This is a genomic window from Paraburkholderia kururiensis (assembly GCF_034424375.1).
Taxonomy (GTDB): domain Bacteria; phylum Pseudomonadota; class Gammaproteobacteria; order Burkholderiales; family Burkholderiaceae; genus Paraburkholderia; species Paraburkholderia kururiensis_A.
The window spans coordinates 1,487,716-1,503,891 of record NZ_CP139965.1 but is presented as its reverse complement, the minus strand read 5'-3'; the positions used below and the strand labels follow the sequence as shown (position 1 = coordinate 1,503,891).

At 65.5% G+C, this 16,176-nt stretch carries 10 protein-coding genes; 2 read left to right on the top strand and 8 right to left on the bottom strand.

What is annotated here, in order from left to right; translation table 11 throughout:
• Nucleotides 1–20: 20 nt before the first annotated feature.
• Nucleotides 21–917, bottom strand: coding sequence for an alpha/beta hydrolase (locus tag U0042_RS06790; RefSeq protein WP_114811907.1), 897 nt, complete (start codon nucleotides 915–917; stop codon nucleotides 21–23).
• Between the two features lie 174 nt (nucleotides 918–1,091).
• Here U0042_RS06790 and U0042_RS06785 point away from each other — a divergent pair, with 174 nt between their 5' ends.
• Entirely contained in the window at nucleotides 1,092–2,096 is a 1,005-nt protein-coding gene (locus U0042_RS06785; RefSeq protein WP_114811906.1) for a LysR family transcriptional regulator, read from the top strand.
• A gap of 103 nt (nucleotides 2,097–2,199) precedes the next feature.
• Here U0042_RS06785 and U0042_RS06780 read toward each other — a convergent pair whose 3' ends face one another.
• The 6 genes from U0042_RS06780 to U0042_RS06755 form a co-directional block, all read right to left on the bottom strand.
• The gene (locus U0042_RS06780) at nucleotides 2,200–3,273 is read right to left on the bottom strand and encodes a purine-nucleoside phosphorylase (protein WP_114811905.1); all 1,074 of its coding nucleotides are present in this window, start codon (nucleotides 3,271–3,273) and stop codon (nucleotides 2,200–2,202) included.
• A gap of 259 nt (nucleotides 3,274–3,532) precedes the next feature.
• On the bottom strand, nucleotides 3,533–4,198 hold the full coding sequence (locus tag U0042_RS06775; protein ID WP_419150497.1) for an ankyrin repeat domain-containing protein: 666 nt from the start codon (nucleotides 4,196–4,198) through the stop codon (nucleotides 3,533–3,535).
• Nucleotides 4,199–4,265: 67 nt separating this feature from the next.
• The gene (locus U0042_RS06770) at nucleotides 4,266–4,856 is read right to left on the bottom strand and encodes a c-type cytochrome (protein ID WP_419150496.1); all 591 of its coding nucleotides are present in this window, start codon (nucleotides 4,854–4,856) and stop codon (nucleotides 4,266–4,268) included.
• 147 nt (nucleotides 4,857–5,003) lie between these two features.
• The gene (locus U0042_RS06765; protein WP_114812014.1) at nucleotides 5,004–6,737 is read right to left on the bottom strand and encodes a pyrroloquinoline quinone-dependent dehydrogenase; all 1,734 of its coding nucleotides are present in this window, start codon (nucleotides 6,735–6,737) and stop codon (nucleotides 5,004–5,006) included.
• Nucleotides 6,738–7,277: 540 nt separating this feature from the next.
• Nucleotides 7,278–8,369 carry a selenide, water dikinase SelD gene (gene selD, locus U0042_RS06760; RefSeq protein WP_114812012.1) on the bottom strand — a complete coding sequence of 364 codons (1,092 nt, stop codon included), beginning with the start codon at nucleotides 8,367–8,369 and terminating at the stop codon, nucleotides 7,278–7,280.
• Nucleotides 8,370–8,507: 138 nt separating this feature from the next.
• Nucleotides 8,508–13,382: an NAD-glutamate dehydrogenase gene (locus U0042_RS06755; RefSeq protein ID WP_114812010.1), complete on the bottom strand. Its 4,875-nt coding sequence runs from the start codon at nucleotides 13,380–13,382 to the stop codon at nucleotides 8,508–8,510.
• Nucleotides 13,383–13,908: 526 nt separating this feature from the next.
• Here U0042_RS06755 and U0042_RS06750 point away from each other — a divergent pair.
• The gene (locus tag U0042_RS06750) at nucleotides 13,909–15,339 is read left to right on the top strand and encodes an acetate kinase (protein WP_114811903.1); all 1,431 of its coding nucleotides are present in this window, start codon (nucleotides 13,909–13,911) and stop codon (nucleotides 15,337–15,339) included.
• Nucleotides 15,340–15,410: 71 nt separating this feature from the next.
• On the opposite strand, the gene U0042_RS06745 is transcribed toward U0042_RS06750, so the two are convergent.
• Nucleotides 15,411–16,175, bottom strand: coding sequence for a hypothetical protein (locus U0042_RS06745; RefSeq protein ID WP_157977853.1), 765 nt, complete (start codon nucleotides 16,173–16,175; stop codon nucleotides 15,411–15,413).
• Nucleotide 16,176: the final 1 nt, after the last annotated feature.

Sequence of the window (16,176 nt, the reverse complement as noted above, 5' to 3'; positions counted from 1 at the left end):
TACGTCGTCGCGTGCGGGTCTCACGCAAGCGCGCGCGTGTCGAACTGCCACTGAAAAAAGCGCACGGCTTCCTGCAATGCGGCCGGATAACCGCCAATGGCCGCGTGCGAGACGCTCGGGAAACGCACCACCTGGGTGCGCACGCCCGCGTCGATCAGGCGGCTCGCGTACTTCTCGGCCTCGATGTGCAGCACGTCGTTCTGCGCCGTCACGATGAGCGTGGCGGGCAAACCGGCGAGCCGCGTACATTCCAGCGGCGCCGCATACGGATGCATGCGCTGCGAAGGCTGCGGCAGATACGCGCGATAACAGGCCGCGCACTCGCTCGCCGTGATGTCCGAACTCAGGCGCCGCTCGTCGCCGAGGCGCGTGAGGCTCGGGTCGAGCATCGGCGCGAACAGGGCCTGTGCGTCGAACCGCACGTCGGAACGGTCACGGCCGATCAGCGCGACGACATTGGCGATCTGGCCACCCGCGTCGTGCCCCGCCACGCCAAGGCGCCGGGCATTGCCGCCGAACGAACGTGCGTGCGACTGAACCCACAGCGCGGCACGGTGAGCGTCTTCGGGCGCGGCCGGAAAAGGGAATTGCGGCGCCAGCGAATAGCCCACCGAAACCACGAGTGCCGGTAAGTGCTCTGCGAAATAACGAGCGGCGTGGTCCGCTTCTTCCAGTGATCCGCGTACAAAACCGCCGCCATGGAAATACAGCAATACCGGCAATCCATTCCCTTTCACCGGCCGATAAAGACGCAATACGATGGATTGCGCGTAGCCGTCGATCGTCACGTCCGAGACCACCAGCGCAGGCCCCGCCGGTTCGCCGTCCGGGGCCGCGTCCGTCTCTTGCGCCGTGCGGTCCCCCGAGGGCGCGAAGCCCGACGGGGCAAACGGAAACGACGGTTTGAATGCATCCATGGCGAAGCGCGCAATGCGCGAAATTAGTATCGAACGGGGCGAATTGTGGGTTCGGCAGAGTTGCAAATAAATGCCTATAATCCGGCAACACAATTCGGCGGCACTGAACAATCGTTTTTGCAGACACGCGTCTGCCCAGACAGTGGAACGCCCGCCCCCTTTTGGAGAATCGCAATGGACCGGCTTCAGGCCATGCAGGTATTCACTCGGGTGGTCGACACGAACAGCTTCACGCGCGCAGCGGAAACGCTGGACATGCCCCGCGCGTCGGTCACGACCATCATCCAGAATCTCGAAGCGTTTCTCGGCACCCGTCTCATGCATCGCACGACGCGGCGCCTTTCGCTCACGCCGGACGGCGCCGCCTACTACGAGCGCTGCGTGCGCATCCTCGCGGACGTCGAGGAAACGGAAGCGGCCTTCCAGAACGGCAGCAAGAAACCGCACGGCAAGCTGCGCATCGACATGCCGGGCTCCATCGGCCGGCTGCTCGTCATTCCGTCGCTGTGCGAGTTCCGGCAACGCTACCCGGACATCGACCTGCAACTGGGCCTCACGGACCGCCCCGTCGACCTGCTTCAGGAAGGCGTGGACTGCGTGATTCGCGTGGGCGCACTGCAGGACTCGTCGCTCGTCGCGCGCCGCATCGGTCTGTTCGAAGGCGTGACGTGCGCGGCGCCCGCGTATATCCAGCGTCACGGCATGCCGAAGTCGCTCGAAGACCTCGAGCAGCATCGCGCCGTCAATTACTTCTCCAGCCGCACGGGGCGCGTGATGGACTGGGCCTTCCTCGTGGAGGGCAAGGAAATCGAGGTGAAGATGCAAGCGGCGGTGTCGGTGAACGACGCCGACGCGTACGTGACGTGCGGCCTCGAAGGCTTCGGCCTCATTCAGCCGGCGCGCTACCAGGTGCTGCCGTATCTGAAGTCAGGCGAACTGGTCGAAGTGCTGCCCGACGAGAAACCGCTGCCCATGCCTATTTCGGTGGTCTACCCGCACTCGCGGCATCTTTCGCCGAAAGTGCGCGTATTCGTGGACTGGATTGCCGAAGTGTTCGACCGTTGCCCGCTGCTCTCGGGACGCGCTGCGCTCGACAAGACCTGCTCGAAGCGCACCTTCGAGGAGCGCGAGTCCAAACCGGATATCGATACGCCCGTTGTTACGGAATGGGCTGCGTGAACGAAGCGCAAGCGGCGAGACACAAGCGGCGTGAGCCCGGCAGCGATGCCGGGCTTTGTGTTTGTTCAACGGCGCCGCGGCTCGGCAAACGAGCGGCGGCAAGTCAGCGGCTCGGCACCCCTTCGCGCCACTCCGCCCAGTGCGTCGCGATGTCCTGCACGAGCGGATTGCCCGCTCGGTAGAGGTTCTCGATGGCAATCGAAAAGCCGCCCTGCGCCGCGTAGTTCAACAGATTGTCCGCGCTCGACTGGCCCGCATAGGGCCGGTCGAAATCCGATCCCGAACGCAGTACCGCCACGCGGTTGAGATCCACTCGGCCCACCGCAGCCGCGCGCGTGAGCGCTTCGTACGTTGCGTTGTCTTCCTGCTGCGTCGTGCAATAGACGCCCTTGCCGTCCGTGAGAATCTTCGTCCAGTCGCGCGCACGCTCGCCGAGCAGTGTGCCCGACCACCACGTGTCGCCCGCCAACGTATCGCACTGAATCACCGTGGGCGGCTGGTTCGCGGGGGCGTAACCGTATTTGGCGCGCGCAGCCTGGGCCTGCGCGTTGTCGGAAAGCGTGACGCTGCGCGACAGCGCGAACGCTGCATCGGTCAGCTTCGTGTTGAGCTGGAAGACCTCGGTGCGATAGTCGAGCGGCGGCTTGTCGCTCGGGCTCTTCGTGTTGATGCCGAGGTAGCCGGTGTTCCAGCCCGACGGAATTTCGCGTCCGTCGATTTCCCACTGAATGCCGAAGTCGACCAGATACTTCGCCCACGCCGCCGACCCGAGCGTGCCCTGCGCCGGATCGATGCCTGCAATGCCCGCCACCATGAAGTACGTATGGCGCAAATCGAAGCGCGGCGAGAACGCGAGCGCCATGATGGACGCCGCCGCATTCGCGTGGCCCATGCCCGTCGTCATCACGCAGACGTCCTGCTTGTTGCAGTGAACCGCGGGATAGTCGGGCGAGAGCCCGGCCACCTTGATGTCCTGCCACGGCCCCAGGCGGTCGAGCCACACCTGCCCTTCGGGCCCGAACATCGAGACGATCATCACCTTCACGTGACGGCCCTGGCCTTCGCCCGCGCCCTGCGCGAAGCTGCTTGCATCCTCGGCATTGGCCGGCACGGTGGAAACGGCGGCGCAGGCAACCAGCGACAGCGCGGCAGCGGCGCTCAGTGTACGAGTCATCATGTTCGTGTCTTCCTTCTGGGTGTCGTACGGCGGGTGGGAGGCATGCCGTCGTGGCGGCTCGTCCAGTTCACGAGCGCAACGGCGACAGCCACAATGACTGCGGCCACGGCTCATCAGGCGCCACCCAGTATAGGGGCACGAAATTCTGTTTCGAAGTGCTTTTTCGCGTGCGTAGCCGCGTGTTCGCGGCGCGTGATTGGGCATCGCGGGCATCGCGATGCGCCGCGGCTCGTGGTACGCCCCTGGCGGCTCGCGGCCGTCAAGGCGTGGCCGCTGCGCCCGAGAGCAATGCTGCGGCCTGGCTCGACCCGGTCTGCTTCGCGATGTCTCCTGCCGTGAGGCCGCGATTGTCGCGCAGCGTGCGGTCGGCACCGCGGGCAAGCAGCAGCTTCACGGTATCGGCGCGGTCGTAGCCCGCGGCCCACATCAACGCGGTCAGGTCGTTCTTGTAGAGGCGATTTACGTCCATTCCGGTATCGAGCAGCAGTTTCACGACAGCCGTGTGCCCCTGCCCCGCGGCGTATTCCATGGCCGTCTTGCCGACGCGGTCGGTCGCGGCCGGGTCGGCTCCGTGTGCGAGCAGCAGTCGAACGATCTCTTCATAGCCGCCATACGACGCCGCCATGAGCGGCGTGACGCCCTGCACGTCGGCCTGCCGCACGTTCGCGCCGTGCTCCACGAGCGTACGCGCCATGCCGGCGAGGCCCTTCTTGCTCGCCGTGATGAGCGCCGTGTCGCCGATACGGTTGCGCGAATCCACGGCGGCACCTTCGTCCAGCGCCGCACGAACGGCGGCTTCGTCACTGCTGCGGGCAGCCGCGAGCAGTTGCTGGTTCAGGGCATCGCCGGCAGCGCTCGCGTAGGTGGCCGCACCCAGCATGCTGCCGAGCAACGTGCGCGTCATCCATATCGCGGTTCGCTTCATCGTGGAGTCCCCTTTGGTCGGGCTGGTTCTTCTCTCTCGAACAACGGTCGATGGAATATCGTCTGCATCACTGAAGATTGGCGATGTAGGCAGCAAGGTTGCGGATATCGTCGTCGCTGAGGCCGCGCGACACGCTCGCCATGTTGCCCGCATCGTTGGTACGCGTGTGCGACCGGAAGTCCTGCAACTGTTTGGCGATGTACTGTGCGTGCTGACCCGCCACGCGCGGAATCTCGTTCTGGCCGAGAAAGCCGCCAAGGTGGCACATCGTGCACAGCACCTGCGCTGCTTTCTGGCGGCCCGCATCGATGCTCGCAGCGTCGGCCTTCACGGGCACCGGCACCAGCTTTTGCGCGGCGAAATAGGCGGCGAGGTCCTGCATGTCCTCTTTCGATAGCGTCGCGGCCACCGGGCTCATGCGCGGATCGCTGCGGCGTCCCTCCTTGAAGTCCTTCAATTGCAGATAGAGATAACGTGCCGTCTGTCCCGCGAGGATCGGATAGTCGGGATTCGTCGAATTGCCGAGCGGACCGTGACAGGCCACGCATACCTGCGCCTTCGCTTCGCCCGCAGCCGCGTCGGCGTGTGCGAGGCAAGGCAAGACGGCCGCGCTGATACACGCGAGCCAACCCGCTATGGCCGCGTGGTGGCGAGACACTCTGCATCGCCATGCGTATCGCAGATAGACGCGGCATGCGGCGCATGCCGCACAGGCGACACACCGCGCCCGCTCCAGCTGACGACGCGCGCTGCAACGGTTCAAAGCGGCCTGCGACGAGATCGGTTGAACCATGGCCGCATCGCGTCAGGGCAACGCAAACACAAGCACGGTGTTGCCGCGCTTGAAGTCGAGTTGCGTATTGCCGCCCGCTGCCACGGCAACGTACTGCTTGCCGTGAATCGTGTACGACACGGCCGGCGCGTTCACGCCCGCGCCGCACTGGAATTCCCAGAGCTTCTTGCCGGTCGATGCATCGAATGCGCGGAAGAGGCCGTTCCCCTCGCCGTTGAACACGAGACCACCCGCGGTGGCGAGCACACCGCCGATCAACGGCTGCTCGGTCTTGTAGTCCCACACCACCTTGCCCGTATCGATGTTGACGGCCGAGAGCTTGCCCCACTGCTGTTCGGCTGCAATCGTCTTGAACGCGCCGCCCAGCCAGAGCTTGCTGCCGCCCGGATAGGCGGCGTCTTCCACCTGATACGTCATGGGCTGATGCAGGTTCGCCGCATACACGAGCCGCGTCTTCGGGTCGAACGCCATGGGCGACCACTCCACGCCGCCGTTCGCACCAGGCAACATGCGCGCGCCTTCGGCCGTGGGCAGCGTCCACATGTTCTCCTGCGGAATCATCGCGTCGGAGAAGCGGATCAATCGGCCCGTCGCGCGATCGTGCACATAGACGTGCCCCGTCTTGCCGCCGTGAATCACGCCCGGAATCATGCGGCCGTTCTCGTCGCGCACGTTGACGAGAATGGGTGGGCTCACGGCGTCGAGGTCCCAGACGTCGTGCGCGATGTACTGGTAGTGCCACTTGTATTTGCCGGTATCGAGGTCGATCGCCACGAGCGAATCGGTATAGAGGTTGTCGCCCGGCCGGATCGCACCGTAGAGGTCCGGCGACGGGTTGCCCACCACGAAGAACACCGTGCGCGAGGCGCGGTCGATGGCGGGCGTCATCCAGACACCGCCGCCCAGCGTCTTGTAGAAGTCGCCGCCTTTTTCAGCAAGCTGCTTCTTTTCGGCGTCGATGTCGCGCTTCATGTCGCGGCCCGTGGCGTCCTTCGTTGCCCACACGCCTTCCTGGCCCGAATCCGGAATCGTGTAGAACGTCCAGAGCAACTGGCCGCTCGCGGCATCGAACGCCTTCAAGAAACCGCGAATACCGTACTCGCCGCCGTTCGTGCCGATCAACACCTTGTCTTCCACCACGGTGGGCGCCATGGTTTCCGAATAGCCCTGCTCAGGGTCTGCGATCTGGCTTTCCCAGAGCAGCTTGCCCGTTTTCGCATCCAGCGCGACGAGCTTCGAATCCAGCGTGCCCATGAACAGCCGGTCGCCGGCAATGGCCACGCCGCGGTTGTTCGGTCCGCAGCAGAACGTCGTGACGGGTCCCATCTTGTGCTTGTAATGCCAATACTCCTTGCCGCTCACGGCATCCACCGCATAGACGTGATTGAACGACGTGGTGATGAACATGATGCCGTGCGAAACGATGGGCGCCGTCTCCATCGACTCGTTCACCGCAGTCTGGAAGATGAATACGGGCTTCAGCTTCGCAACGTTGGTGCGGTTGATCTGCGTGCCGGGATAGAAGCGCGTCTGCGCATACGAGCCGTTTGCGTGAAGCCAGTCGGTGGCATTGCCCGCTGCGGTGTCGAGCTGCTGCTGCGTGACGGGCGACAGCACGGGCGGCATGGGCGACGTCGTGGTGGTCGCTTCGCTTTCCACTTCCTGGGCGGCCCATGCGGGCGCAGCCCCGAGCGTGAGCGCAACCAGCGACGCGCAGACGAATGACGAGTGATGGATCGTATGCATGAAGGTCTCCTCTTTCATGGCTTATCGAGGTATTCGTCATGCGAATGCAGCAATCACCGCGCAATGGAATGATTGCCGGATACGGAATGGCGCATCCCTCTCAAACTGAAGATCCGTTTCCAACCATGGGTTCTTTCGAGCGGGCGGAGCGACTGCGCTTGCAGAATTAAGCTATCCCAGGAATACCGGCGGGGCTTCCGGCCAGAGGGAAGGCTCCCTCAAGCGTAGGCGAGCCTATTGCGGTTTTCCAGGGATTTTCAGGCAGTATTAATACGGGTTTTTCGGCAGCCGATTAAGGCGCGCCCAAAGGCGGGAATGCCGCAGCGCGATGTTCCGCTCGAATACTCCAATCTCGATGGACCGGGGCGGCAAAGCGCCTCGCGAAACGCCGTTGCAGCGTTTCGAGCCGACACGTTCGGCGTTGCAGCAAAGCGCTGCCAGGTGGGGACAATCAGGCAGATCGCAAAAAGAGAATCGATGTGCCATGCACCACTGAATGAATTGCGCTGCCCGCGCGCAGCGCAATTCAGTACCGCTCGCTCAAACCACTTCCACGCGCGGCGCGCCTTCTCTCATCTCGCCGATCACGGCGGCGCGCTCGAAGCCGTCCGCGTTGAAGATGGCCAGCACTTCGTCCACCGCTTCCGGCGCGCAGGAGACGAGCAGCCCGCCTGAGGTCTGCGGGTCGGTGAGCAGCGTGCGCGCCACGTCGGGCAGGCTCTCGGCAAGGCGCACCTCCTCGCCATACGAAGCCCAGTTGCGTCCCGATGCGCCGGTGAAGATGCCTTCGCGCACGAACGCCTCGACGCCCGCGAGCCACGGCAGATCCGCATAGCGCACGCGCGCCGTGAGCCCCGCGCCGCGCGCCAGTTCCAGCGTGTGACCGAGCAGGCCGAAGCCGGTTACGTCGGTGAGCGCGTGCACGCCGGGCAACGCGGCCAGCTGCGTGCCGGGGCGGTTGAGCTTCGTGGTGGCCGCGATCATCGCGGCGTAGCCGGCCGCGTCGAGCTGGTTCTTTTTCAGCGCGGCCGAGAGCACGCCCACGCCCAGCGGCTTGCCGAGAATCAGCACGTCCCCCGCCTGGGCTGCCGCATTGCGCTTCACGCGCGACGGGTGCACCACGCCCAGCGCCACGAGGCCATAGATGGGCTCGACCGAATCGATGGAATGACCGCCCGCCACCGGAATGCCGGCCTGCGTGCAGACGTCCTCGCCGCCGCGCAGCACGGCCGCAATCACGTCGTGCGGCAACACGTTGATCGGCATGCCGACGATGGCGAGCGCAAAGAGAGGCTTGCCGCCCATCGCGTAGACGTCGGAGAGCGCGTTGGTGGCCGCGATGCGCCCGAAGTCGTAGGGGTCGTCGACGATGGGCATGAAGAAGTCCGTGGTCGCGACGATAGCCTGCTCGTCGTTGAGACGGTAGACAGCGGCGTCGTCGGCGGTTTCCGTGCCGACGAGCAGATCGGGAAACGCGGGCAGCGGCGCGACGCGCTTGAGCAGCGCCGACAGCACGCCCGGCGCGATCTTGCAGCCGCAGCCGCCGCCATGCGAGAGGCTGGTGAGGCGCGGCACGGCGGGCGCGGACGTGTCGCTCGAAATGGAAGAGATCGGGTGGGTCGGTTCGGTCATGACGGGCATCGCCGGCGAAGGCGTTGAATCGCGAATGGCATGGGAAAGCGCGTTGGAACGCGGCGTAGCCGCTATTATCGCCAATCGCCGCACAAGGCGCCTTCGGTCATGCCCTTGCCGACGCCGTCGCCCATACGCTCACCCCCGCTCCAGCGTCGCCATCGCCCGCACCACCACGAGCAGCATCGAAAGGCTCGTGCCGCCCGTCGCGCGCAAGTCCGCAAGCAACCGGCCGTAATGGTCGAGCGGCGCCTCGCGGCGGCCTTGCCAGCTTTGCACGAGATCGGCCGCCGTATCGTCGTGCGCATGACCTTCGGTGAGCGCGCTTACCGTCAGCGCCCGCTTGAGCCGTGCGAACTCGGCGAGCGCCGCCGCCCGCGCCAGCATGTCCCAATGCGTCGGCGTGGGGAGCGCCGCCGCGCGCTCGCCAATCCAGCCATAGTTGAGCAGCGTGCCCAGCGTGAAGTACACGCCCGCCACCTGTTCGAGCGGACGCCCGGACGTTGCTGCCACTTCCGCGATGTCGAGCAACGCGGCCGATATCTCGCCGCTCACCACACGCACCGCGAGTTCGCTGTCCACGCCTGCATCCACGAGCACGCGTTGACGCTCCGACAACGCTTCGAGGTCGGCTGCGGGCAGCAGCCGAGGCCATTGCGGCGCGAGCGTCTGCGCGGCCTCGCGGCAGCGCGAGAGCAGCTCCGCCATGCCGCCTTCGCCCGCGGCGCCCGCCTGCAGTTGGCGCAGAAACCACAACGCCGCGCGTTCGAGCAGCCGCACGACTTCCACGAACATGCGTGCCTGCAGATCGTCGGGCACGCGGTTGTCGAGCGCATCGATGGCGCGCCACACCTCGTCGAGTTCGAATACGTCGCGCGCCATCACGCAGGCCCGCACGATCTCGGCAGGCTTCGCATCCGTCTCTTCCACGAGCCGGTACACGAATTCGCAGCCCACGCGGTTCACGAGCGCGTTGGTGAGGTGCGTGGCGAGTATTTCGCGGCGCAGCGGATGCTGCTGCATCAGCGCGCTATAGCGGCGCTGCAACGGCTTCGGGAAGTAGTCGACCAGCATGTCGGCCACGAGCGGATCTTCGGGCACGTCGGATTCGAGCAGCTCGTCGTAGAGCCACATCTTGCTGTAGGCGAGCAGCACCGCACGCTCCGGCGTGGTGAGCCCCTGCTTCGCCGCTTCGCGCTCTGCGATCTCTTCGTCGTTCGGCAGGAATTCGATGGCTCGATTGAGCCGCCCGATGCGTTCCAGCGCGCGCATGAAGCGCACTTCGGCTTCGAAGAGCGGCACGCCATAGCGGCCCGCAATGGAAAGCGCTTGGGTCTGATAGTAGTTGTCGCGCAGCACGAGCAGCGCGACCTCGTCCGTCATTTCCGCGAGCAGTGCATTGCGCTGCTTTTCGGTCATCTCGCCGTCCGCCACCACGAGTCCCAGCAGAATCTTGATATTCACTTCGTGATCCGAACAATCGACACCCGCAGAGTTGTCGATGGCATCGGTATTGATGCGTCCGCCGCGCTGTGCGAATTCGATGCGGCCCAGTTGCGTGAAGCCGAGATTGCCGCCCTCGCCCACCACCTTGCAGCGCAGATCGGCACCGTTCACGCGCACGGCGTCGTTGGTGCGGTCGCCGGCCTGGGCGTGGGTTTCGCGCGTGGCCTTCACATAGGTGCCGATGCCGCCGTTGTAGAGCAGGTCAACGGGCGCCATCAGAATGGCGCGCATCAGCTCGTTGGGCGCGAGCGCCGTCGCGCTGATGCCGAGCGCCGTCTGTACGGGTTGCGAGATGGGAATCGTCTTGGCCGTGCGCGGGAACACGCCGCCGCCCGCGGAGATGAGCGCCGGGTCGTAGTCGGCCCAGCTCGACCGTTCGAGCCCGAAGAGGCGCCCGCGCTCGGCGATGCTCACCGCCGGGTCGGGATTCGGATCGAGAAAAATGTGCCTGTGATCGAAGGCGGCCACGAGGCGAATGAACGGCGAAAGCAACATGCCGTTGCCGAACACGTCGCCCGACATGTCGCCGACGCCCACCACCGTGAACGGCGTGGTCTGCGTATCGATGCCCATTTCACGGAAATGGCGCTTCACGGACTCCCACGCGCCGCGCGCCGTGATCGCCATCTTCTTGTGGTCGTAGCCCACCGAGCCGCCCGAGGCAAACGCGTCGTCGAGCCAGAAGCCGTATTCGCGCGAAATGGCGTTCGCGTAATCGGAGAACGTGGCCGTGCCCTTGTCGGCGGCCACCACGAGATAAGGGTCGTCGGGGTCGTGGCGCACCACGTCGAGCGGCGGCACGATGGCGCCGCTCACGCGGTTGTCCGTGAGATCGAGCAGGCCGCGCAGGAACGTCTGGTAGCACGCCACGCCTTCCTTGAGCCAGGCCTCGCGTTCGCTCGCGGGCGGTGGATTCTTCACGACGAAGCCGCCCTTCGATCCCACCGGCACGATCACCACGTTCTTCACCATCTGCGCCTTCATGAGGCCGAGCACTTCGGTGCGGAAATCTTCGCGGCGATCGGACCAGCGCAGGCCGCCGCGCGCCACGCGTCCGCCGCGCAGGTGCACGCCTTCCACGCGCGGCGAATAGACCCAGATCTCGAACATGGGCTTCGGTTCGGGCAGCCCCGGCACCTCGCGCGGATCGAACTTGAACGAGAGCGCGGGCCTCAGCCCGCCCGCGGCATCGCGCTGGTAGTAGTTGGTGCGCTGCGTCGCGTTGATGACGCCGAGAAACTGGCGAAGAATGCGGTCTTCGTCGAGATTCGGTACCTTGTCGAGCGCGCCTTCAATCGCCTTTTGCAGATACGCCACCCGTTCGCCGCGCAGGCTGCCGTGTGCCTCGCCCAACGCCGGGTCGAAGCGCGCGCAGAACAGTTCGACCAGCGCGCGCGCAATCTGCGGATTGCCTGTGAGCGCACGTTCGATGTAGGCGTCGCTGAAGGTGGAGCCCACCTGGCGCAGGTACTTTGCATAGGCGCGCAGAATCGTCACCTCGCGCGCGGCCAGATGCGCGCGCAAGACGAGGCGGTTGAAGTTGTCGTCTTCGATGGCCGCGGTCCAGACCTGCTCGAAGGCCTCTTCGAACAGGTCTTTCACGCGTTCGATATCGAACTCCATCTCGTCGGCCAACTCAAGCCCGAAGTCGTGAATCCACGCAGGTGTGACGCCCTGCGCCTCGATCAGGTACGGCCGTTCCTCGTCCACGCGCACGCCGAGATGTTCGAGCATCGGCAAGCTGCGCGAGAGCGCAATCGGCGGCCCTGCGCGATACACCTTGAAGCGGAACGCGCGCGGCCCCGACTCGATGGGCCGGTACAGGTTCATCGCGAGACGGTCCGTGCCCTGCACGCGTTCGATCAATTCGATGTCGCGCACTGCCGTACGCGCGGCGTAGTCGTCGCGATAGCCCGCGGGGAACGAATCGCCGTAGCGCAGCAGCAGGCGGTTGCCCTGCTCTTCGCCGAAGGCGTCGAGCAAGGCGTCGGCGAGGTCGTCCTGCCAGCGGCGCGTGGCCAGCACGACGCGCGCTTCCAGTTCGCGCGTATCGACTTCGGGCATGGCGCCGGGCGCCGCGTGCACCACGAAATGAATGCGCGCGAGCGTGGACTCCGAAAGCAGCGGCGTGAATTCGACGCTCTCGCCGTTGAACGCACCCATGAGCAGCTTCGCCACGCGGCGCCGCCAGTCGGTGTTGTACTTCTCGCGCGGTACGAACACGAGGCACGAAACGAAACGGTCGAACCGGTCGCGCCGCACGAAGAGCCGCGTGCGCTGATGTTCCTGCAGGCGCAGCACGCCGAGCGCCATCTCGTAGAGCGAGTCTTCGTCGGTCTGGAACAGTTCGTCGCGCGGCCAGGTTTCGAGCACCGTCACGAGCGACTTCGCGAGATGCCCTTTCGGCAGGAAGCCGGCGCGCTGCACGATATGGGCGCACTTGCGGCGCACGATGGGAATGTCCGCACTGGAGCCGAAATAAGCGGTGGACGTATAGAGACCAATGAAGCGGCGCTCGCCCTTCACCGCGCCGTCCGCGCCCGCAAGCTTCACGCCGACGTAATCGAGATAGCCGGGCCGGTGCACCGTGGCGCGCGAATTCGCCTTCGTGAGAAAGATGGGCCATGCGCCGTTGACGATCTCCGCCGCCGCGGGCGGCAGCGGCGTGACGTCGGACGCGCCCTGCTGACGCAGGCCTTCGCGCAGAATGCCGAGCCCGGAGCCCGGCACGCCGCGCAGCGCGAGACCGCCGTCGTGCTCGACGAGTTCGTAGTCGCGCTGCCCGAGAAACGTGAAGTGGTCCGCCACCATCCATTCGACGAACGAGCGGGCCTCCACGCCCTCGGGCGTGGTCTCGTGGGCCTTCATCTCTTTGATGGTGGCGCGCGCCGTTTCGATCATGCGCGGCCAGTCTTCCACCGCGGCCCGCACGTCGCCGAGCACGCGCGTGATGTCGTTGCGCAACGCGTCGAGCTTTGCCGCGTCGCCGCACCGGTCCACCTCGAAATGAATGAACGAGGCGAGCAGCGAATGCCCGTTGCCGTCCTCGCTGCCGGGGCAGACGCGAACGATGGCGCCCGTATCGCCTTCTTTGCCGGCCGCTTCGGCGCGCCAGATGCGAAACACCGGATGCAGCACCGAATGCAGCGCGAGCCCCAGCCGGTTCACGGCCATCGAAACGGAGTCCACGAGAAACGGCATGTCGTCGTTGACGATCTCGACCACCGTGTGGTCCGAGTGCCAGCCGTGCTGTTCGAGTATGGGGTTGTAGACGCGCAGCCGTTCGCTGCCGGAAACGAAGCGCTGCGCGGTCTGCCAGTGCGCCATAGCGGCGCCGTAGAGGTCTGCGATGCTGCGGCTTTGCAGGTCGTCCGCATCGCCGAAATCGTAGTAGTGCCGCAGAAACGGTTCCACCACATTGAACGCCGCTTCGGGAAGGCGCCCCCGCGCGAATTCGACGACATCGTTGAGCCGGTGCGCCACGGCTTCTTCGGTCTTCGCCTGCATGATGTCCTCCGCCAACGGGTGAGCATCGCGTGCATCGTCAGATGCGCATTATGCGCCACGGCGGTGAAAAAGCGAGGCCAGTGCAGGCGCCGCGCCGTCATCGTCATGCAATGCAGATGCACGGATGTGCACTCCGCTTCCATGCTGCCCGGCGGTCACGATCTGTTACACGCCGAACGTGCGGCAGCCCGCATTTCGATGTGGTTTCCAGGGTTCGCCGCAGTGGCGCCGCTGTGCTCGTGCGCTACTCTTTGGAGGTCCGGCGAGCCGTCGTTCGAAGGCTTCGACGGCACGCTGCCCGTCTCATCCATACCAGATACATAGCGCCGGCACGGCATGAACGCCGATGCCTGCGCATGCATGACCGGAAGTGAACTCGGCGATGCTGCATTGCGCTCATGCATTGCAGTGCACCGTGCACTCCGGTTCATGCCCGACGTCTTTCAGACGCGCGGTTTTGTCGAAAGACGCCGGCCTGCAATCGAAATGTCCCGGGGGCAACACGCCGAGTCATGGAGACCGAGCCATGAGGAGCAGGCCATTTCGACGATTTCCGAGGGGTGTCCGCGCGAATGCCATTGCGTGCGCCACGTTGCTGCTGTTTGCAGTGAGCGCGCGAGCGCAATCGCTGGAAACGCAGGCCGCTCAGGCGGCCCAGGCGGACGAACGCGCGAGCATCAGCGCGCTGCGCGAGGAACTGGATAAACGCATCCACGAACTTGAAACGCTCAAGCACAAGCTCGCCGACGAAGAGGCGAACTTCGCGCGCTTGAGCCGTGCGCTCGAAACCGGCAAGCTGGAAACAGCGCGCGGCACGGGCGGCACCGACGTGAACGGTCAGCCGCTCGGCACTGCGGACGGCACCGCAGCCGACACGTCGGGCAACACCGCCGCACCCGGTCAGGCCGTGCAAAGCGTACAGGCGGCGCCGGCCGGCAACACCACGCCGCCCTCCACGCCCGCGCCGAGCCAGCCGGTGGGTCAGGCGCCCGTGGCGGATACGCGGCCGCCCGCCGTCGCACCTATCTTCGAACAGCCCGGCGTGCTCACGCCGCGTCACTCGTTCGTGGTAGAGCCGTATTTTCAGTTCGCCTATTCGTCGCAGAACCAGCTTTCGCTGGTGGGCTACACGATCATTCCGGCACTGCTGATCGGCCTCATCAACGTGAGCGAAGTGAAGACGACCACGCTCACGGGCGGCGTGGCCGTGCGCTATGGCCTCACGAACCGGATGGAGCTGGAAGTTCGCGTGCCCTACGTGTATCAGACCAACGATACGGTGGGCCGCCAGATCTTCACGGGCGCCGCCTCGAACAGCGTGATCAGCAGCAACGGTCACGGTATCGGCGACGTGGAAATGACGTTGCGCTACCAGCTGAACCAGGGCGGCCCGGACAAGTTCTATTACATCGGCTGGCTGCGCTTCAAGTCGGCCACCGGCAAGAGCCCGTTCGACGTGGTGACCGACTGCGTGACCACCTGCGTTTCGAACACGACGGGCACGGGCCTGCCGCTCGAGCAGCCCACGGGCTCCGGCTTCTATGCGATCCAGCCGGGCCTCACCTGGCTCTTCCCGACCGACCCCGTGGTCTTCTTCGGCAACTTCAGCTATCTGCACAGCTTCGGCAAGGACGAAACGCTCACGCTGCGCAACGGCGCCACGCAGTTCCTCGGCAAGGTACAGCCCGGCGACATCTGGGGCTTCAATATCGGCATGGGGCTCGCGCTGAACGAGAAGGCGTCGGTCAGCATCGGCTACGACCAGAGCATCGTGCTGCCCACGTCGCAGAACGGGCAGACCGTGCCGGGATCGGTGCGCGTGGTGCTCGGCACCCTGTTGATCGGCTACTCGTACCGTCTCTCGCCGAAGACGACGCTCAACTTCTCGATAGGCGCCGGGCTCACGCGCGACACGCCGGACCTCACGCTCACGCTGCGGGTGCCGATGTCGTTCTGAGCGTTCTCATTGCTCCGAAGGGCTTCGCTTGCCGCTCCTCGCTTCAATCGACCCATCACCACCGCGCGCCCTTAACGGGGGCGCACGGTGGCGGCAAGCGCCGCGTTGATGGACGAAATGAGATTGGCCACCTTGTACGAGGCAAGCGAGTTCACCGACGTGTTGATCGACGTGAGCGCCTGGATCTGCTGGTTGTTCAAGGTGTTCTGAATGGCCATGGCGCCCGGCGGCAGCGCGCCGGGCTGCACCGCGTTGCCGCGCCCGTTCTGCACCAGCGTGCTCGCGCCGCCGGATGCCAGCAGCGCCTGGGCCTGTTGCGCCGTCATCGCGCCCACGTCGGGAATGTTGAAGCTCGTCTGCGTGACGAGGTTGCCGTTCACGTAGACCGCGCGCGAAATGCCGAACGAGACTTTGAGGCCTTGCGATGTATCGAAGCCGCCGCGCAGGGTGTCGAGGCGTTGCTCGCTGAGCGCTGTGGTTTGCGTCGACGGCCAGTTGGCGTCGTTCGCGGTGGAAGGAGCCGGAGCCGCGACGGCCGCTGTGCGCGTGTCTTTCGCAATGTTCGCGACGTTCGCATCATCGGCCTTGTCGCCCAGTTCGCTCACCACGGGCGCTTCGGTCGGAATGGGCGCCGCCACTTCCTCGCCGGGCTGACCCGCCGCCGTCTGCACGCCGTCCGTTCCCGCCGCCGACGAATATCTCGCCACACCGTCTTCGTCGATGCTGCCGGTCGCGACGGAAGGTACGTCGCCGTCCACCGCGTCGACCACGGGCGGCACGAGTCCTCCGTACGCCAGCGCCACGATGCAAGCGAGTTTCAGAGGTCTATGTTTCATC

Excerpts from the sequence above, each read along its gene's own strand:
- U0042_RS06790 (WP_114811907.1), bottom strand. The coding sequence starts at position 917 with ATGGATGCATTCAAACCGTCGTTTCCGTTTGCCCCGTCGGGCTTCGCG.
- U0042_RS06775 (WP_419150497.1), bottom strand. The coding sequence starts at position 4,198 with ATGAAGCGAACCGCGATATGGATGACGCGCACGTTGCTCGGCAGCATG.
- U0042_RS06745 (WP_157977853.1), bottom strand. The coding sequence starts at position 16,175 with ATGAAACATAGACCTCTGAAACTCGCTTGCATCGTGGCGCTGGCGTAC.
- U0042_RS06765 (WP_114812014.1), bottom strand. The coding sequence starts at position 6,737 with ATGCATACGATCCATCACTCGTCATTCGTCTGCGCGTCGCTGGTTGCG.
- U0042_RS06750 (WP_114811903.1), top strand. The coding sequence starts at position 13,909 with ATGAGGAGCAGGCCATTTCGACGATTTCCGAGGGGTGTCCGCGCGAAT.
- U0042_RS06780 (WP_114811905.1), bottom strand. The coding sequence starts at position 3,273 with ATGATGACTCGTACACTGAGCGCCGCTGCCGCGCTGTCGCTGGTTGCC.
- U0042_RS06785 (WP_114811906.1), top strand. The coding sequence starts at position 1,092 with ATGGACCGGCTTCAGGCCATGCAGGTATTCACTCGGGTGGTCGACACG.
- selD (WP_114812012.1), bottom strand. The coding sequence starts at position 8,369 with ATGACCGAACCGACCCACCCGATCTCTTCCATTTCGAGCGACACGTCC.
- U0042_RS06755 (WP_114812010.1), bottom strand. The coding sequence starts at position 13,382 with ATGCAGGCGAAGACCGAAGAAGCCGTGGCGCACCGGCTCAACGATGTC.